At 73.2% G+C, this 18,450-nt stretch carries 11 protein-coding genes; 6 read left to right on the top strand and 5 right to left on the bottom strand.

Annotated elements, in window-relative coordinates:
* Nucleotides 1-246: 246 nt before the first annotated feature.
* Complete coding sequence (locus tag ACZ7L4_RS32395) at nucleotides 247-801, bottom strand: MarR family winged helix-turn-helix transcriptional regulator (RefSeq protein WP_450817892.1); 555 nt, start codon at nucleotides 799-801, stop codon at nucleotides 247-249.
* 146 nt (nucleotides 802-947) lie between these two features.
* Here ACZ7L4_RS32395 and ACZ7L4_RS32390 point away from each other — a divergent pair, with 146 nt between their 5' ends.
* Nucleotides 948-2,219 carry an MFS transporter gene (locus ACZ7L4_RS32390; protein WP_472108181.1) on the top strand — a complete coding sequence of 424 codons (1,272 nt, stop codon included), beginning with the start codon at nucleotides 948-950 and terminating at the stop codon, nucleotides 2,217-2,219.
* A gap of 4 nt (nucleotides 2,220-2,223) precedes the next feature.
* Here the strand turns inward: ACZ7L4_RS32390 and ACZ7L4_RS32385 are convergent, their stop codons facing one another.
* Nucleotides 2,224-3,867, bottom strand: coding sequence for an ATP-binding SpoIIE family protein phosphatase (locus tag ACZ7L4_RS32385; protein WP_472108135.1), 1,644 nt, complete (start codon nucleotides 3,865-3,867; stop codon nucleotides 2,224-2,226).
* A 157-nt stretch (nucleotides 3,868-4,024) separates the two neighbouring features.
* A complete protein-coding gene (locus tag ACZ7L4_RS32380) occupies nucleotides 4,025-5,446 on the bottom strand; it encodes an NAD(P)/FAD-dependent oxidoreductase (protein WP_472108180.1) in 1,422 nt (473 codons plus the stop codon).
* A 374-nt stretch (nucleotides 5,447-5,820) separates the two neighbouring features.
* Here ACZ7L4_RS32380 and ACZ7L4_RS32375 point away from each other — a divergent pair, with 374 nt between their 5' ends.
* Both ACZ7L4_RS32375 and ACZ7L4_RS32370 read left to right on the top strand, forming a co-directional pair.
* Nucleotides 5,821-6,585, top strand: coding sequence for a TetR/AcrR family transcriptional regulator (locus tag ACZ7L4_RS32375; protein WP_472108133.1), 765 nt, complete (start codon nucleotides 5,821-5,823; stop codon nucleotides 6,583-6,585).
* A gap of 239 nt (nucleotides 6,586-6,824) precedes the next feature.
* Complete coding sequence (locus ACZ7L4_RS32370) at nucleotides 6,825-8,726, top strand: sigma-70 family RNA polymerase sigma factor (protein ID WP_472108131.1); 1,902 nt, start codon at nucleotides 6,825-6,827, stop codon at nucleotides 8,724-8,726.
* Nucleotides 8,727-8,745: 19 nt separating this feature from the next.
* On the opposite strand, the gene ACZ7L4_RS32365 is transcribed toward ACZ7L4_RS32370, so the two are convergent.
* Together ACZ7L4_RS32365 and ACZ7L4_RS32360 are read right to left on the bottom strand one after the other, a co-directional pair.
* Complete coding sequence (locus ACZ7L4_RS32365) at nucleotides 8,746-12,006, bottom strand: BTAD domain-containing putative transcriptional regulator (protein ID WP_472108129.1); 3,261 nt, start codon at nucleotides 12,004-12,006, stop codon at nucleotides 8,746-8,748.
* A gap of 57 nt (nucleotides 12,007-12,063) precedes the next feature.
* Entirely contained in the window at nucleotides 12,064-14,157 is a 2,094-nt protein-coding gene (locus ACZ7L4_RS32360; RefSeq protein ID WP_472108127.1) for an asparagine synthase-related protein, read from the bottom strand.
* 620 nt (nucleotides 14,158-14,777) lie between these two features.
* On the opposite strand from ACZ7L4_RS32360, the gene ACZ7L4_RS32355 reads away from it, so the two are divergent.
* The 3 genes from ACZ7L4_RS32355 (at nucleotide 14,778) to trmB (ending at nucleotide 18,416) form a co-directional block, all read left to right on the top strand.
* Nucleotides 14,778-16,199 (top strand): MFS transporter, encoded by a 1,422-nt coding sequence (locus tag ACZ7L4_RS32355; RefSeq protein WP_472108125.1) that lies wholly within the window; start codon nucleotides 14,778-14,780, stop codon nucleotides 16,197-16,199.
* Between the two features lie 60 nt (nucleotides 16,200-16,259).
* The gene (gene lhgO / locus ACZ7L4_RS32350) at nucleotides 16,260-17,492 is read left to right on the top strand and encodes an L-2-hydroxyglutarate oxidase (RefSeq protein WP_472108123.1); all 1,233 of its coding nucleotides are present in this window, start codon (nucleotides 16,260-16,262) and stop codon (nucleotides 17,490-17,492) included.
* Between the two features lie 156 nt (nucleotides 17,493-17,648).
* A complete protein-coding gene (trmB, locus tag ACZ7L4_RS32345) occupies nucleotides 17,649-18,416 on the top strand; it encodes a tRNA (guanosine(46)-N7)-methyltransferase TrmB (RefSeq protein ID WP_472108121.1) in 768 nt (255 codons plus the stop codon).
* Nucleotides 18,417-18,450 lie beyond the last annotated feature (34 nt).

Here is an 18,450-nt window from a genome sequence, read left to right as displayed (position 1 = left end):
CTTGTCTTCCCGGCTGTTGGGCCGTTCCGACGTCCCAAACATTAGCGGATTCCCGGCTCCCGAGCGAATCGGGGGTTCGGAATTGAATTCGGGCATGCCGAATAGAATCCCGGTTGGGAGATCGTGCTGAGGTTGGGTGCCGCTTGAGCGGCGGATGTGTCGCCGCAGAACCGTTACGGCCCCGTGGCAACCCGAGGTACCTTACGGACCGGGGAAGGCCGTGTCAACCCTCCCCTGTGGCCGACTTCAGTCGAGGTCGTTGAGGCGGCCGCCGGCGTCCGGCTGGGCGTCCTCCACGCGACGTAGAAGACGGGTGAGGACCTCGCCGAGGGCGCTGCGCTCCTTCGCGTTGAGGTCCTGGAGCAGGTCCTCCTCGAAGACCGTGGCGAGGCGCATCGCCTCCAGCCACTTCTCGCGGCCCTCCGCGGTCAGCTCGACGATGACGCGGACGCGGTTGTTCTCGTCGCGGTCCCGGGTGACCAGGCCCTCCTGGACCATGCGGTCGATGCGGTGGGTCATCGCGGCGGGCGTCAGGCCGAGGCGCTTGGCGAGGTCGCCGGGGCCCAGGCGGTACGGGTCGCCCGAGAGGACGAGGGCCTTGAGGACCTCCCAGTCGGTGTTGCTGATCCCGATCTCCGCGGTCTGGCGTCCGTACGCCACGTTCATGCGGCGGTTGAGTCTGCCGAGCGCCGAGACGATCTGCTCGACCTGGGGGTCGAGGGCGTGGAACTCGCGCTGGTACGCGGCGATCTGCTCTTCGAGCGTCGGTTCGGCAGCCGGCGCGCCTGGGGTGTCCGCCATGGCGCGAAGTATGGCACGGGAGTGATTGGCGTTGAAGTCCTTGCGTGTGTACTCTTTAGCTTCGAACTTTAGCTTCTAAGTCTTCAGTACTAAGAGCCGGACCAGTGGCCGGGCCAGTGAAAGGGCAGGTGAACGTGACCAGGGCGATGGGCGCCGCGATGCGCCGGATTCAGGTGGGCAGCGCGCTGAGCGCGTTCGGGATCGGCTTCACGGTTCCGTTCCTCTACGTGTACGTGGCGGAGGTCCGAGGTCTTGGGGCCGGCGCGGCGGGCATCGTGCTGGCCGCGTTCGCCATGGCCGCCCTGGTCGTCCTGCCCTTCACCGGTCGTGCCATCGACCGGCGCGGCCCGCTGCCCGTGCTCGTCGTGGCCTCGGTCGTGGCGTCCGTGGGAGCGGTCGGCCTCGGGCTCGCCACCAATGAACCGGCGGCCATCGTGGGCGCCGCGGTGCTGGGCGCGGGGACGGCGGTGCTGCAGCCGGCGCTCGCGACCATGATCGTGTGGTGCTCCGCGCCGGAGACGCGCACGCGGTCGTTCGCGACGCAGTTCTTCCTGCAGAACCTGGGTCTCGGCATCGGCGGGCTCATCGGCGGTCAGATCGTCGACGAGACCAGGCCGGACAGCTTCCTGCTGCTCTTCTCCATCGAGGCCGTGATGTTCCTGGTGCTCGCCGGGATCGTGCTGACCGTGCGGATGCCGCACGCGCCCACGCTCGGCGAGGCCGTGCCGAAGGGCGAGGGCAAGGGCGGCATGCGCGCGCTGCTCGGGCACCGGGCGATGGTGCAGCTGTGCGTGCTCGGGTTCGTCCTGTTCTTCGCCTGCTACGGGCAGTTCGAGTCGGGGCTGAGCGCCTACGGCGTCGAGGCCGCCGGGATCTCCGCGTCCACGCTCGGCATCGCGCTCGCCGCCAACACGGCGATGATCGTGGTCGCCCAGTTCGCCGTGCTCAAGCTCGTCGAGCGCCGGAAGCGTTCGCGGGTGATCGCCGCGGTGGGGCTCATCTGGACCGTGGCCTGGCTCTTCGCCGGGTACGCGGGGGTCGGGCACGGGAGCCAGGCGATGGCCACCGCCGCGTTCATCTCCACGTACGCACTGTTCGGTCTTGGTGAGGCGATGCTGTCGCCGACCGTGGCGCCGCTCGTCGCCGATCTCGCTCCGGCCGGCATGGTCGGCACGTACAACTCGGCCTTCGCGCTGGTGAAGCAGCTCGCGCTGGCGGTCGGGCCTGCCGTGGGCGGGCCGATGGGCGCCGCGCTGCACGGTCCGTACATCGTGACGTTCGTGCTGTTCTCGCTGGCGATCACCGTGCTTGCGCTGCGGCTCGGCAAGCGGCTCACGCCGGTGCAGGACCAGCCGTCGCTGGCCGGCACGCGCGTGGTCATGCGCAGTACGCCGGAGCCGGCCGCCGCGGAGGCGTAGCTCCTCAGCCCGCGCCTTCCGGCAGCACGAACTCGCACCAGACCGCCTTGCCGCCGCCCGGCGTGCGCCGCGAGCCCCAGTTCGAGGCGATCGTGGCGACGATCGCGATGCCGCGGCCCGCCTCGTCCGCCGGTTCCGCGCGGCGGCGGCGCGGCAGGTGGTCGTCCCCGTCGGTCACCTCGATGATCAGGCGGCGGTCCGTGCGGCGCAGTCTCAGCCGCATGGGCGGGGTGCCGTGCTGGAGGGAGTTGGCGACGAGTTCGCTGGCCGCGAGGACGCCCAGGTCGTGGAGTTCGTCGGCGAAGCGCCAGCTGGTGAGGACGCCGGACGCGAAGGCACGCGCGCGTGGTGCCGCCTCCACGCCGCCGAGCAGTTCGAGCGCCGCGTTGCGGAAGCGCTCGCCGTCGGTTCCCTTGCGGGCCGGGTGCTGGAGGACCAGGACCGCGACGTCGTCGTCGTGCTCGGCCGTGACACCGGCCGCCCGGATCAGGCGGTCGCAGACCACCTGGGGCGTGCCGGTCGCGCCCGCCAGGGCGTTCTCGAGCGCGGCCACTCCTTCGTCGATGTCCTCGTCGCGCCGCTCCACCAGGCCGTCGGTGTACATGACCGCCGTGGATCCGACGCCGAGCGGCACCGAGCCCGAGGCGTGCAGCCAGCCGCCGGTGCCGAGCGGCGGGCCCGTGGGTTCGTCGGCGCGGTGGATCGTGCCGTTCTCGTCGCGTACGAGGATCGGCAGGTGGCCGGCGGACGCGTAGACGAGGCGGCCCTCGTTCGGATCGTGGACGGCGTAGACGCAGGTGGCGATCTGGTGCGGGTCGATCTCCGTAGCCAGACCGTCGAGCAGTTGCAGGACCTCGTGCGGGGGCAGGTCCAGGCGCGCGTAGGCGCGGACCGCCGTGCGGAGCTGGCCCATGACCGCCGCCGCGCGGACGCCGCGGCCCATGACGTCGCCGATCACCAGGGCCGTGCGGCCGCCGCCGAGGGTGATCACGTCGTACCAGTCGCCGCCGACCGCGGCCTCGGTGCCGCCGGGCAGGTAGGTGGCGGCGATCCGCAGGTCGTCGGGTTCCTCCAACTCCTGGGGCAGCAGCGAGCGTTGGAGGGTGACCGCCGTCTCGCGCTGTTCGCGTTCGCTGGTGCGCAGGCGCTCGGCTGCCTCCGCGTGGTCGGTGACGTCGGCGGCGAAGATCAGCACGCCGGGGCCTTCCGCCGTCTGCAGCGGGGTGCAGGTGACGGTGTACGAGCGGCCGCCCGAGGTCTTGCGTGACTTGACCGTGCGGGGCTTGCCGCTGCGCAGCACCTGGTCGAGGAACGGGAGCAGGCTGAGCTCGTCGAGCTCGGGCAGTGCCTCGTGGGCGGGCTCGCCGGCGGTGCGCTCGCCGAAGGCCGCGACGTAGGCGTCGTTGACGTACGCGATGCGGTGCTCGGGGCCGTGCACCAGGGCGACGAGGGCGGGGATGCGGTCCAGGACCTCGCGTACGGGCAGCTCGTCGACGCCGCCCTCCTCGCCGGGTGCCTGCGCGGACAGGTGCTCGGCGCGGGCCGCGGGGACCGCGCCGTCGGCCCGCTGGGGTCCGCCGTGGTCGGCCCGCGCCGCTGCGCGGCGCTGCGTTCCGGGGAGCCGGGCGCTCCAGCGCGTGAAGTTCACAGGGGAAAAGCCTCGTGGGTTCGAGGGTGGGCGAGGGGCCCGCCCGGGGTCGTGGACCAGTCTGGCCGACCGTACTGACAAACGTCAGACGCCGGTCCGCGGGCGGGAGTTCCGCGCTCCGGTCACCGGTGCTCCGTCAGGGGCGTCAACAGCGCGGTCAGGGCGACCCCTTCGGGTTTTCCGGAGGCCCTTGCGGGGTGTCGCGGGAGGGTCCGCCAGATGGGTCCGTAGGAGGGACCGCTCCGGCCGCGAGTTCGAACTCGGCGCGGGGCTGTTCCAGCGAGCCCAGCGAGACGATCTCCCGCTTGAACAGACCGGAGAGCGTCCATTCGGTCAGGACGCGGGCCTTGCGGTTCACGGTGGGCACCCTGCTGAGGTGGTAGACGCGGTGCATGAACCAGGCAGGGTAGCCCTTCAGTTTGCGGCCGTAGACGTGCGCGACGCCCTTGTGGAGGCCGAGCGATGCCACCGAACCGGCGTAGGAGTGCGCGTAGTCGGTGAGCGGTTCGCCGCGTACGGAGGCCGCGATGTTGTCGCCGAGCGTGCGGGCCTGGCGCACCGCGTGCTGGGCGTTGGGCGCGCACTCCTTGCCGGGTGCCGTGACGTCCGGGACCGCCGCGGCGTCGCCGGCTCCCCACGCGTGCGGGGCGCCGTCGACGGCGAGCGCGGCGGTGCACTTGAGGCGCCCGCGTTCGTTCAGCGGCAGGTCGGTGGCGGCGAGCAGCGGACTCGGCTTGACGCCTGCGGTCCACACGACGGTGCGCGTGGGGAAGCGGGAGCCGTCGCTGAGCACCGCTACGCGGTGCTCGCAGGATTCGAGCCGGGTCTCCAGGCGTACGTCGATGTTGCGCCCGCGCAGTTCGCGGATCGTGTACTGGCCCATCTCCGGGCCCACTTCGGGCAGGACCCGGTCCGACGCCTCCACGAGGATCCACTTCAGGTCCTCGGCCTTGACGTTGTGGTAGTACTTCGCCGCGTACCGGGCCATGTCCTCCAGCTCGCCGAGCGCCTCCACGCCCGCGTACCCGCCTCCTACGAAGACGAAGGTCAGCGCCGCGTCGCGGATCGCCGGGTCGCGCGTGGAGGAGGCAATGTCGAGCTGTTCGATGACGTGGTTGCGCAGGCCGATGGCCTCCTCGACGGTCTTGAACCCGATGCCGAAGTCGGCGAGCCCGGGGACCGGGAGCGTGCGGGAGACCGAGCCCGGCGCGAGGACCAGCTCGTCGTAGGTGAGGGCGGCCGCGCCCGTGCCCTCCTCGTCGCTGGCGAGCGTGGTGTACGTGGCCGTGCGCTTGGCGTGGTCGATGGACTGCGCCTCGCCGACGATCACCTGGCACAGGTCGAGCGCGCGGCGCAGCGGGACGACGACGTGGCGCGGCGAGATCGATCCTGCGGCGGCCTCCGGCAGGAAAGGCTGATAGGTCATGTACGGGTCGGGGGTGATCACGACGATCTCCACGGCACCGCTCTTGAGCTCCGGTTTGAGCTTCTTCTGGAGCCGCAGGGCCGTGTACATCCCGACGTATCCGCCGCCGACTACAAGAATGCGCGCAGGTTCCCTCACCCTCCCATGACGCATCGGGCCCATGCGTTTGTCCACAGTCCCGACCATTTGTATGACGACCAGAAGTACCCCTTCTGGACCGGCGGTCGAGCCGCACGCGCGGGAGGTGCCCAGGTCAGCGTCGGCAGCGGGGCCGTCGGCCGGGGCGCGGGGCGGCGGGGCCGTCATGGCGAAATCCCGCACATACTCCTTTCGAGGGGCGCCCGGTGCGGAACCTGCCTCTTCTGAATCGCCTCCGGCTCAACTATGTTCGTCTCCTGTCGGGGTGTCTGGGGGGATACGCGGGCGATCGGGAAGCGCTCCCGGAAATCGCTGTCTGTTCCTCCGGCTCCGACAGACAATGGCGGGGAGTGTCTCCGGGGGGAGACGTCATTACCGGGGGAACACATATGCACATTCAGGACTCTCATTGGACCTCAGCCTCTGCCGTCGCGCCCTCGGGCGCGCACACGGGGGCCAACGGGCGGGGAGCGGGCGACAGTTCGCGCTCCACGCCGCTGCGTGTGGACGCACAGCGCAATCTCGAGCATGTGCTGCGCGCGGCCAGGGAGGTCTTCGGCGAGCTGGGGTACGGGGCGCCCATGGAGGACGTGGCGCGTCGCGCCCGCGTCGGGGTGGGCACGGTGTACCGGCGCTTTCCCAGCAAGGACGTACTGGTGCGGCGGATCGCCGAGGAGGAGACCGCGCGGCTGACCGACCAGGCACGCACGGCGCTCGGCCAGGAGGACGAGCCGTGGTCGGCGCTCTCGCGCTTCCTGCGGACCTCGGTCGCCTCGGGCGCGGGGCGACTGCTGCCTCCGCAGGTGCTGCGGGTCGGGGTCGCCGACTCCGAGGAGGGCGTGCGCGGCGAGCCGCGCGTGCCCGAGCAGCGTGCCGCGACACCGGAGCTGCGGCTCGTCGAGCAACAGCCGGCGGTCGGCGGCGAGGGCCTGCCCGCGGACGACGCGGGCGCCGCGACGCTCCTCGATGTCGTGGGCCGGCTCGTGGACCGCGCCCGGGAGGCCGGTGAGCTGCGCGCCGACGTGACCGTGTCGGACGTGCTGCTGGTCATCGCGACGGCGGCCCCGTCGCTCCCGGACGCCGTGCAGCAGGAGGCGGCCTCCGCCCGACTGCTCGACATCCTGCTCGAGGGGCTGCGCTCGCGGCCGGCGTGAGCGCTCGGATCCTCACCGAACCGAGGAGGTGACCGCGAGTCGACGACACCGTCACTCGCGGTCAACTCTCGTTGACAACACGGCGGTTGAGGCTTCCCCGAACGGGTGATCCTTAGGGATCGCGCACGCGAAATCTCCACGGATGAGTGGTTGCCGTGCAGCAACCACTTCGGGGGCCCGTGTGTGTGGCACTCTTTCCCGGTGATCGGGTCAGAGTGGGCGGTCGGGGGCATTCCGCAATGAGCGTTGACGGGCGGGACGAGCAGCGGCCCGAGGGCGGCGGGACAAGTGCCGAGAGCCCGCCCCCGCGGCAGGTGCCGAGCCAGGGCGGTCCGGGGCGCACGCCGGCCGAGCAGCCGGACATGCAGGCGTCCGTGCCGCCTCAGCGCGAGAGCGGCTCGGGCGGTGTCGACGGCGAAGCGCCTGCGCCGTCCTCCGATGCCGACCTGATCGGCCGCATGCGCGCCGGCGACGACGGCGCCTACGAAGAGCTGTACCGCCGCCACTCCGCGGCCGTGCGCCGCTACGCGCGCACCTGCTGCCGCGACGGGCACACCGCCGACGACCTCACGGCCGAGGTCTTCGCCCGCACCCTCCAGGCGGTGCGCAGCGGCAGCGGACCCGAGCACGCGGTGCGCGCCTATCTGCTGACCACCGTGCGCCGCGTCGCCGCGGGCTGGACGAAGTCGGCGAAGCGCGAGCACCTCGTCGACGACTTCGCCGTGTTCGCCACGCAGGACGCGCGCTCGCTGGAGGCCAGCGACGACGACACGCTCGACCTGGGCGCCGACGTCCGCGCGATGCACGAGGCCGAGCAGTCGATGGCCATGCAGGCCTTCCGCTCGCTGCCGGAGCGCTGGCAGGCCGTGCTGTGGCACACGGAGGTCGAGGAGGAGTCGCCCAGCGAGGTGGCCACACTCTTCGGGCTGGACGCCAACGGCACGCGCGTGCTCGCCAAGCGCGCCCGCGAAGGCCTGAAGGAGGCCTACCTCCAGGCCCATGTCTCGACCACGCTCACCCAGTCCGAGGAGTGCGCCCGCTACGCGGACCGGCTCGGCGCCTACGCGCGCGGCAGCCTGCGCACCCGGGCGGAGCGCGGCCTGCGCAAGCACATGGACGAGTGCGCCAAGTGCCGGCTCGCGGCCGGCCAGATCAAGGAAGTCGCCAGCGGCATCCCCGGTGTCGTGCCGATCGCGGTCATCGGGTGGTTCGGAGCCGCCGGGTACGCGAAGGCCGCGGCGTTCATCGGCGGTGGCGCCGCGAGTGCGGCGGGCGCGGCCGGGGCCGGTGCGGCCGCGGCGACGGGCGGCGGCTCCACGAGCGGCGGCGCCGCCGGCGGAGCGGCCTCCGAGGGGCTCGGGGCGCCCGCGAAGGCGGGCATCGCGGCCGGTGTGGTGGCCGCGGGCACCGCCGTCGCGCTGGCGATGGCGCTCACGGGCGGCGATCCGAAGCCGAAGCCGGAGGCGCGCGAGAAGGCGCCGCCGCCCGCCTCGCAGCCGATCGAGCCGAAGAAGCCGAAGCCCGAGCCGAAGCCTCCGCAGCCGGAGCCGAAGCCGCCGGCCCCCAAGCCGACCCCGCCCAAGCCGACCCCGAAGCCCACGCCTCCCCCGAAGCCGACGCCCAAGCCGACGCCTCCGAAGCCGAAGCCGCCGGCTCCCAAGCCGACGCCGCCCAAGCCGACCCCGAAGCCCACGCCCCCGCCGGCCCCGAAGGTCTTCCCGGTGAACGAGCTGCGGTACGACACCACCGGGGACGGCTCGCAGCCGGAGATCCGCCTCGGCGAGAGCAGCTGGGTGTGGCAGCGCTACGGCATGTCGATCGCCGACAAGCAGTACGCGAAGGGCGTCTCGGTGCACTCCGAGTCGTCCGTCACCATCGACCTCAACCGCAGCTGCACGACGTACGACGCGTATGCCGGTGTCGACGACATGACGCTCGGGCTCGGCGCCGTCCGGTTCTCCGTCTACGTCGACGGGGCGCGGGCCTGGAGTTCGTCCGTGGTCAAGGGCCGACAGGCGGCGGTGCCGGTGCATGTGAACGTGTCGGGGGCGAAGTCGATCCGGCTGGTCACCGAGCCGAAGAGCCCGGCCGACTCGGTGGCGGTTGCTGACTGGGCGGAGTCCCGCTTCACCTGCACGTGACGGGAGGCGGGGGGCGCGGCTAACGCCCTTCTGACGGATCCAGGTCCGCGAGCAGCCCTTCGTTCGTGAGCGCGGCGCCCGCCGCGCGCTCGGCCTCGTACCGCGCGTCGCCCAGCTCGGCCCGCGCGCGGGACTCCGCCTCCTCGTACTCCTCGCGCTCCGGCATCGACCTCGGCAGACCGGCGCGCATCACGTCGGCGGCCGCGAACAGGCGCACGGCGCGCGCCATGTCGCCCTCGCGCGCGTGCAGTCCGGCGCCGACGTCGACGAGACCCGCCGTCACCGACTCCGCCGTCTGCCCCAGGACCTCGTCGCGCAGCAGGCCGACCACCTTCACGAGGCCGGCCCCGGGGCCCGACTCGGCCGCCGTGACGCGCGCGTCGACCACTCCGAGGGCCGCGACGAACTGCGGTGGCGGAGTGCCGCCCTCGGCCACCGCGCGCGAGGCGTCGCAGTGCTCGCGCGCACGGGCCACGTCGCCTTCCGACAGGGCGAGGTAGGCCCGCAGCAGCCGGGCGAAGGCCGCACTGTCGACCACCCCGTACCGCTCCGCCTCCGCGGTCGCCATGTCGAGCGTCTTCTTCGCGGTGTCCCGGTCGCCCGCACGGAAGGCGATCTCCGCGAGGCGCGCCATGAGGAACGGCGACTCGGCGTACGCCCCCACTTCGTAGGCGAGCAGCAGCGCCTCCTCGTACTCGCCCTTGGCCTCCTCGAACCGGCCGCGCCCCATGGCCGCCTCGCCCGCCGCGCTGCACACCTGGGCCCGCATCCAGCGGTCGCCCACCCTGCGGCTCAGGTCCCGCAGCTCGGCGAGGTCGTCGTCGACGCCGCTCATGTTGCCCGGCATGTCGACCGCCATGTGCGCACGGAACATCAGGGTGACGCCGAGCTCCCAATCGCCGCCGAAACGGCGGCAGTTGGCGACGGCGGCGTCCAGGTCGGCCCGCACGTCGCGGCCGTCGAGCAGGAACAGCGTGAACGGCCAGATGATGCCGGGGAAGCGGGCTCCCTGCGGATTGGGCGGCGCGAAGACGGACTGCACGCGCAGCGCGTACGCGCGCTGTTCCTCGTCCGCCACCGTGCTGTGCGGGTAAACCTCGGAGAGCAGGAACAGGGAGAGCAGCCGCAGATTCATCTGCGGCCAGTACATCGGGTCCTCGGTGTCCTCGGGGAGCACACCGTCCGGCAGCATGCCCATGATGCGCTCGACCCAGTTCGACCCCTCGTGCCGGTAGTTGCGCAGCCACCAGAACCAGCCCATGTGCAGCGCCAGGGCGATCGCCGACTCCAGGTCGGCGGGGCCCTGCCTTGAGGTGACGCGGGTCAGCGCCGCGCGGATGTTGTCCAGCTCGGCCTCCAGGCGCTGGATCCACGGGAGTTGCTCGGCGGAGCGCAGCTCGGGGTCGGCGGCCTCGACCAGCGCGCGCAGGTGGGCGGTGTGCCGCCGCTCGGCCTCGGCCAGGAGCTCGGGGGCCTGCGCGGCGCGCTCCGTGGCGTACTCGTGGATGGTCTCCAGCATGCGGTAGCGCATGCCCGCGGCGCGCTGCTCCTGGTGGGGCGCTGCGACGAGCAGGGACTTGTCCAGGAGGGAGCCGATGACGTCGGCGACCTCGCCGCTAGAGCACACGGCCTCCGCCGCCTCCAGGTCCCAGCCGCCGGCGAAGACGGAGAGCTCGCACAGGGTGTTGCGCTCCCGCTCGTCGAGCAGGTCCCAGGACCAGTCGACGACCGCGCGGAGGGTCTGCTGGCGCGGAAGCACCGTGCGGCTGCCGCCGGTCAGCAGGCGGAAGCGGTCGTCGAGCCGGTCCGCGATCTGGCGGGGCGTGAGCAGCCTGAGGCGGGCCGCCGCCAGCTCGATGGCGAGCGGCAGCCCGTCGAGCCGGCGGCAGATCTCGGCGACGGCCGCCCGGTCCTGGCTGGGGTCGAAGCCGGGGCGGACCGCCGCGGCCCGCTCGGCGAACAGGCGGTGGGCGGGGTCCGGTGGCAGCGGCTCGACGGGGCGCACGGACTCCCCCGGTACGCCGAGGGGTTCGCGGCTGGTGGCGAGGATCGTGAGGCCGGGGCAGCGCGTGAGGAGGGTCTCGGCGAGCTGGGCCGCCGCTCCGATGACGTGCTCGCAGTTGTCAAGGATCAGGAGCAGGCTGCGGTGTGCGCAGTGCTCTACCAGGAGGCTGGTCGGATCGGTCTGCGGGCCCGACAACTCGTTCGTCATCAGGACCGTCTCGCGCAGGTCCAGTGCGCTGACCACCGCGCCGGGCACCGCCTCCGGATCGTCGAGCGGCGCCAGCTCGACCAGCCACGCGTGCGGGAGGGGCGCTGCGGCCTCCTCCGCGAGGCGGGTCTTGCCGGAGCCGCCCGGGCCCGTGAGCGTCACCAGGCGTGCTCCTCGCAACTGGGAACGGATGGCGGCCAGTTCGGGTTCCCGCCCGACGAACGAGTTCAGGCGTGGGCGAAGATTCCCGGTTCGGGCCGGTGGGGCGGGCATTTCAAGCCCCGCCGGCGATTGAGGCGCGGGGTCCGGGGCAGAGCCCCGAGACGTCACCCCGGGGTGGGCGCTCGGGACGGAGGCGTTGAGCAACTCCACGTGCAGAGCGGAGAGTTCCGGCCCCGGATCCGCCCCCAGCCCATCCGCCAGCACACGCCGCACCTCCTCATAAGCGGCCAGCGCATCCGCTCCCCGGCCCGAATCACGCAGCGCACGGATCAAAAGGGCATGCAGCGGCTCGTCGTACGGGTACGCGGTCGTGAGCTCGCGCAGCTCGGGTACGAGGTCGGCGGCGCGCCCCAGGCGCAGGTCCGCCTCCACGCGCGCGCGGACGGCGTCCTGGCGGCGGGCCTCGTGGCGGGTGCCGGCCGTGTGGTCGGGGAGGTCGACGAGGGCCGGGCCGCGCCACAGGGCGAGCGCGTCCCGCAGGGTGCGGGCGGCGGTCTCGGGGGCGTCGGCGGCGAGGGCCGCCGCGCCCTCACGGGCCAGGCGTTCGAAGACGTACAGGTCGATGTCCGGGCGGGCGGCGGCGAGACGGTAGCCGCCGGCCTCGGAGGCGACCGCCGCCTTGCCGAGGGTGCGGCGGAGCCGGCCGACCAGGGCCTGCAGGGCCGCCGGGGCGTCGGCGGGCGGGTCGTCGGCCCAGACGTCGTCGATGAGCGCGTCGGTGGGGGCGGTGTGCGGGGCGTGCAGGGCCAGGGACGTGAGCAGGGCCCGCAGCCGGGGGCCGCCCACGGGCACGGGGGTGCCCTCGTCGTCGTATGCCTGTGTGGTGCCCAGGATCTTGTACTGCACTGAGGCATTGTCGCCGCTGCGCACCGTGCGGGCCCGGCATTTTGCCCGGAGCTGCCGCTACCGCGGTCCCGCTCCCAGGGCGCGCTCCGGGACGACGCTCCCCGTCGGCACCGCACGCGCGCGTGCCGGGGTGCCGGTCCAGCAGGTGCCGCGGCGGGCGAGGAGGCGGCGCAGCCACAGTTCGAGGGCGACCAGATCAGCGAGGCCGTCGAGCGGCAGCGGCTCGCCGTCGGCCGCGGAACGCAGGGCCTTGCGGACCACGCGGGCCTCGATCAGGCCCGTCTGCGCGAGCAGCGGCGTGTCGAAGAGCCCGATGAGCTGGTCCGCGGCGAGACGGAGTCCGGCGCGGGTCGCGGCGGACGACGAGGCGTGGGAGGGCGCGCCCCAGCCGGGCGGCAGTTCGCTGACGCCCGCGCCTTCGAGGACCCGGCGCAGGATCTCGGCGCGGGCGCCGGGCTGGACGCGCAGCGCCTCGGGCAGGGCGCGGCAGGCGCGGACGACCTGGTTGTCGAGGAAGGGCGCGTGCAGGCGCTGGAAGCGGACCTCGGCGGCCTGTTCGAGGATGCGCAGGTCCGCCGCGTGCCGGGTGAGGCTCGCGCGGGCGCGGAACTCGCCGGGACGCTGCCCTGGGCCCGGCCCCGGGCGGGTCTTGCCGTCGTGGAGGCGAACCGATACTTCAGCGAGTGCCTCTCCGGTCAGCCAGCGTGCGGCGGGCCCCGGTCTGGCCCACGCGAGGGCGGCGAGCGAGGCTCCGACGGCACCGCCCGGCTCCTCGAAGTTCTGCTGCAGGAGCCGGCTGGAGAGCCCTTCGAGGCCCGCCTTGTAGGGCGTACGGGCGAGCTTTCTGGCCGCTCCGTAGACGCGCGCCGGCACCGTGAGGGAACCGTCGGCCTTCGTGAGCGCCGCGACGGGGCGCAGCATGTGGCGGCGCTGCCGGTCCATCAACAGGTCGGCGAGGCGCGCCGGGTGGGCGTCCAGGACCTGGCGGGCCCCGTAGCCGGTGAAGTGGTCGGCGCTGCCGGAGACGAGGCGGGCGCGGTGGCGGGCGGCCGTGATGAGCGACGGGCTCGGCTCGTCGGTCAGTGGCCCGTCCAACTCGGCGTACGGGAGCGCCTCTTCGCCTGCCGCCACCACTACGTGGTGGAGGCGTGGGTTCGCGGCGAGCGCCCCGGCTCTCTCCAGCTCCGCCTCGTGCTGGTCCGCGCGCGCCGAGCGGTCGTTGAAGGTGACCGCCAGAAGGCGCTCGCCCGCGCCCGTGCCGTGCCCGAGGACCGTACCGGGCATGCCGGGCAGGCCCGCCGCGAGGAGGGCGAGGGTGCCGGACGCCGGCCCCCCGGAGACGTCGGCGCCGATGCCGGGCACGGGCATGCCGCGTGCGGCCCGCCGCTCGGCGGGGCCCATGCCGGGCACGGGCCCGGGGTCCAGGTCGGTGCCGGGCACGTGCCGGGGCGCCGCGAGCCGCGTCCGCACCGCCTCGACGAGGGCGTCGCGCACGTCGTCCACGGCGCTCTCCGGGTCGACGGCGCCCACGCCCACGGCGAGCGAGGCCACCGGTTCGTAGCCGGCGATCTCGCGGGACCCGGTGCGCAGGATCAGCGCGTGGCCCGGCGGGATGCGGTGGACCCCCTGGTACGGCGTCGAGTCGTGCAGCGCCTCCGGGACGTCGGGCGCGGCGAGGAGCGCCGCCAAGTGCCCCACGTCCAGGTTGGCTTCGATGAGGTCGGCGAGCGGGAGCGCCGCCGTCGCGTACGCGGTGCCGCCCGCCCAGGGGGTGTGGAACACGGGGCGCGCGCCCGCGAGGTCGCCCACCACCGTGACGCGGCGGCCCACTTGGACGACGGCGGTGTAGCTGCCGGGCCAGGCCGTGAGGTGGCGCAGGGCGCCGCCGCGCGCGGCGAACAGGCCCACCCGCAGCTGCTCGTCGGAGGCTCCGCAGACGCCGAGGACCGCGATCCGCGTCTGGTCGTCGGCCTTCACGATGCGCACTTCGTCGGCGCGCCAGTCGCCGACCGCCCACAGCGGATCCGGGTCGCCCCACAGGAGTTGGGAGCCGACCGGATGTACCGTTTCGCCCTCGGATCCCATGGCACCCGCGGAACCGAGCGCAACGGGCCCGGAGGCGGCACTGCTCCACCCCACCAACCAGCGCATCGCCGCCTCCACAGGCTGTGGACAACACAAGGGGTCCCCATGCTGCCACGAAGGCGGCCCCAAAGAGGGGACACGGCGAAGGGAAGGAGCGGCCGGGAGGTGGCGTACGCTCCCCCTAATGCGCCCCATTTGAGCCGTGGTTGAACCGTGGTACGACCCGGGCGAGTCCGGATGACAGGGGCGAGATTCGGCCAAATCGGCCGTGGTTGGCCGGAGCTGAACACCCCGCTTCGGCCACAGCGTGTGGGCATACAGTCCGGGAGGCGCACATCACCTCCCGGACCGGTCCGCCGCCCGCGGGGATGTAGGCGGCGGTGTCCCCCAGCCCACTGGATCCAGTACAGCGGGCCGACCCACGCAGGTCCCATGCAACCGCCGGCCCACCGTCCCGGTAAGAGCGCACGCACGGGCGCACGGCACCACGCCCGGAGCACACGGTCACACGGCGTGGCCTGCGCCGTACTTCAGTACGGACAACAATCCCGCCATCCGGAATGACGACCCTTAACGCTTGGGATGCGGCGAACTACGCTGTGTGTACGAATGCCGCGCGGTTATGCCAGGCCGAAAAAGTCGGCGTGGTGCCCGGCGCGGCAGCCGTCTGTGTCGAGGGGTGGCTCATGTCCAGGGAGCAACGCGGGCCGAACGAAAAGCTCGGCGCCGTTCTCGCCCTCGCGGGAATCAGCAACGCAGGACTCGCCCGCCGCGTCAACGACCTGGGGTCGCAAAGGGGCTTGACGCTGCGCTACGACAAGACGTCGGTGGCGCGCTGGGTGTCGAAGGGCATGGTGCCGCAGGGCGCCGCCCCGCACCTCATCGCCGCCGCGATCGGCCAGAAGCTCGGCCGGCCCGTGCCGCTGCACGAGATCGGCCTGGCCGACGCGGACCCCGCGCCCGAGGTGGGCCTCGCCTTCCCGCGCGACGTACGGCAGGCGGTGAGGTCCGCGACGGAGCTGTACCGGCTCGACCTCGCCGGGCGGCGGGCGGGCGGCGGCGGGATCTGGCAGTCGCTGGCCGGTTCCTTCGCGGTGAGCGCGTACGCGACGCCCGCGTCCCGGTGGCTGATAACCCCGGCCGACTCCTCGGTGGCCCGGGAGGCGCACCACGTGGAGGACGGCGCACCGCAGAAGGTCGGCCACAGCGACGTGCAGAAGCTGCGGGAGGCCGCGGAGGACGCGCGGCGCTGGGACTCCAAGTACGGGGGCGGGGACTGGCGTTCGTCGATGGTGCCCGAGTGCCTTCGGGTGGAGGCGGCGCCGCTGCTGCTCGGCTCGTACTCGGACGAGGTGGGTCGCTCACTGTTCGGGGCGGCTGCCGAACTGACGCGCCTGGCAGGGTGGATGGCGTTCGACACCGGGCAACAGGAGGCGGCGCAGCGCTACTACATCCAGGCGCTCCGGCTCGCGCGCGCGGCGGCGGACGTGCCGCTGGGCGGTTACGTACTGGCCTCCATGTCGCTGCAGGCCACCTACCGCGGGTTCGGTGACGAGGGCGTCGACCTCGCGCAGGCCGCCATCGAGCGCAACCGGGGGCTCGCGACGGCCAGGACCATGAGCTTCTTCCGGCTCATCGAGGCACGCGCGCACGCGCGCACCGGTGACGGGCACGCGGCCGGGGGCGCGCTGCGGGCCGCCGAGGGCTGGCTGGAACGGGCGCGCGACGGCGACACCGACCCCTCGTGGCTGGGCTTCTACTCCTACGACCGGTTCGCGGCGGACGCGGCCGAGTGCTACCGGGATCTGAAGGCGCCCCGCCAGGTGCGGCGCTTCACGGAGCAGGCGCTGTCGAAGCCCACCGAGGAGTTCGTGCGCTCGCACGGGCTGCGGCTCGTGGTGTCGGCGGTCGCCGAGCTGGAGTCGGGGAACCTGGACGCGGCGTGCGAGCAGGGAACCCGGGCACTCGAAGTGGCCGGGCGGATCTCGTCCGCGCGGACCACGGAGTACGTGAAGGACCTGCTGCACCGGCTCGAGCCGTACGGGGACGAGCCGCGGGTGGTGGAGCTGCGGGAGCGGGCCCGGCCGTTGCTGATGGCACCCGCGTAGGCCGGGCGGTCCGCGTGGGCCCGAGGCTGCCCGCATGAATTGTCAGTGGGGTCGGGCAAGATGCTGGGTGTGTCGGGAGTGGAGGTGAGGCCCGTGGGGGCGGCTGGGTATGACGGGGACGTGCTGGTGGTCGGCGGGGGGATCGTCGGACTCTCCACCGCGTACGCCGTGTCGCGGGCGGCGCCGGGGACCCGGGTGGTCGTCCTGGAGAAGGAAGAAGCGCCGGCCCTGCACCAGACGGGGCGGAACAGCGGGGTCATCCACAGCGGGATCTACTACAGGCCCGGCTCGCTCAAGGCGCGGTTCGCGGTGCGTGGCGCCGCCGAGATGGTCAAGTTCTGCGCGGAGTACGGGATCGCGCACGAGGTCACGGGAAAGCTGATCGTCGCCACCGAGCGGGACGAGCTGCCCCGTCTGCACGCCCTCGTCCAGCGCGGCAGGGAGAACGGGATACCGGTGCGCGAGCTCGGCGCCGCGCAGATCCAGGAGTACGAGCCGGAGGTGCGCGGCCTCGCCGCTATCCACGTGGGGACGACGGGGATCGTCGACTACCGCGCGGTCGCCGAGCGGTTCGCCGAGGCGTCCGGGGCCGAGATCCGCTACGGGGCGGACGTCGTGCAGGTCGACCGGCGCGCGGACCGGGGCGTCGCGGTGCGGACGCGGGCGGGGGACGTGGTGCGCGGGCGCGTGCTCGTCAACTGCGCGGGGCTGCGCTGCGACGAGGTGGCGCGGCTGACCGGGGACGACCCGGAGATGCGCATCGTGCCGTTCCGCGGCGAGTACTTCGAGCTCGGGCGCCCTGACCTGGTGCGCGGGCTCGTCTACCCCGTGCCGGATCCGGCGTTCCCGTTCCTCGGGGTGCATCTGACGCGGGGGATCGACGGCGGCGTCCACGTGGGGCCCAACGCGGTGCCGGCCCTCGCCCGCGAGGGGTACGACTGGGGGACCGTACGGCCGCGCGAGGTGGGCGGCACGCTGGCGTGGCCGGGGGCGTGGCGGATGGCGCGCAGCCACTGGCGGTACGGGGCGGGGGAGGTTCACCGGTCCCTCTCGAAGTCGGCGTTCACCAGGGCCGTGCGCAGGCTCGTGCCGGCGGTCACCGCGCAGGACATGGTGCCGGTGGCGGCGGGGGTGCGGGCGCAGGCGGTGCTGCGGGACGGGACGCTGGTGGACGACTTCCTGATACGGGAGGGGGCGCGGGCGGTGCATGTTTTGAACGCGCCGTCTCCCGCGGCGACGGCGTCGTTGCCGATCGGGCGGGAGATTGCGCGGCGGGTGCTTGCGCTGTTGTGAGGCCCGCGCCGGGGTTGCGGTCTCGGGGCTCTGCCCCGGACCCCGCGCCTCAATCGCCGGCGGGGCTTAATTTGCCGGCACCCGCCGCCGGCGCTTGGAATGGCGGCACCCGCGTGAAGCGAGCCGCTCGCGGGCGCCCGTAAAATTGGCTGCACTGTGTCTGAGTCGTCTGAAACCCCCGCGTCCACCGCCCGCCCCAACGAGCCGCGGTTCCCCGACGGGCCCCGGCCCGACCCCGCGCAGTCGCACTACGAGCACCGCATCCGCAGCTTCCAGCCGCGCCGCGGCCGGGTCACCGACGCGCAGGCCGACGCCCTGCAGCGGCTGTGGCCCAAGTGGGGCCTGGACATCGACGGTCAGCGCAGGCTCGACCTCGCGGAGCTGTTCCCCGGCGTCGAGCGCGTCGTCCTGGAGATCGGCTTCGGCATGGGCGAGGCCACGGCGCAGATGGCACAGGACGATCCGACGACCGGCATCCTCGCGGTCGACGTGCACACGCCAGGCCAGGGCAATCTGCTGAACCTGGCGGAGCGCGCCGGCACCGACAACGTACGGGTGGCGAACGGCGACGCGATCGTGCTGCTGCGCGACATGCTCCCGGACGACAGCCTCGACGGGCTGCGCGTCTACTTCCCCGACCCCTGGCCCAAGAAGCGCCACAACAAGCGGCGGCTGATCCAGGCCGAATTCCTGTCCCTTGTGGCAGGTCCGCTCAAGCCGGGCGCGCTCGTGCACTGCGCGACCGACTGGGAGGACTACGCGGAGCAGATGCTCGAGGTCCTCACCGCCCACCCCGACTACGAGAACACCATCGAGGACGGCGGCTACGCACCCCGCCCCGCGTTCCGCCCGCTGACCCGATTCGAGGGCAAGGGCCTGGACAAGAGCCACGTGGTGCACGACCTGCTGTTCCGGCGGACCTGAAGACAGGCTTGATGTTCCGCTGCCCCGTCGCGGC

The sequence above is a fragment of the Streptomyces sp. NPDC107575 genome, from assembly GCF_055657265.1.
The sequence above is the reverse complement of the archived record's forward strand: the minus strand, read 5'-3'. Positions and strand labels throughout refer to the sequence as shown.

Bases quoted from the DNA above. Each gene is read 5' to 3' on its own strand.
- ACZ7L4_RS32395 (WP_450817892.1), bottom strand. From the start codon at position 801: ATGGCGGACACCCCAGGCGCGCCGGCTGCCGAACCGACGCTCGAAGAG.
- ACZ7L4_RS32390 (WP_472108181.1), top strand. From the start codon at position 948: ATGGGCGCCGCGATGCGCCGGATTCAGGTGGGCAGCGCGCTGAGCGCG.
- ACZ7L4_RS32380 (WP_472108180.1), bottom strand. From the start codon at position 5,446: ATGCGTCATGGGAGGGTGAGGGAACCTGCGCGCATTCTTGTAGTCGGC.
- ACZ7L4_RS32375 (WP_472108133.1), top strand. From the start codon at position 5,821: ATGCACATTCAGGACTCTCATTGGACCTCAGCCTCTGCCGTCGCGCCC.
- ACZ7L4_RS32370 (WP_472108131.1), top strand. From the start codon at position 6,825: ATGAGCGTTGACGGGCGGGACGAGCAGCGGCCCGAGGGCGGCGGGACA.
- ACZ7L4_RS32360 (WP_472108127.1), bottom strand. From the start codon at position 14,157: ATGCGCTGGTTGGTGGGGTGGAGCAGTGCCGCCTCCGGGCCCGTTGCG.
- ACZ7L4_RS32355 (WP_472108125.1), top strand. From the start codon at position 14,778: ATGTCCAGGGAGCAACGCGGGCCGAACGAAAAGCTCGGCGCCGTTCTC.
- lhgO (WP_472108123.1), top strand. From the start codon at position 16,260: ATGCTGGGTGTGTCGGGAGTGGAGGTGAGGCCCGTGGGGGCGGCTGGG.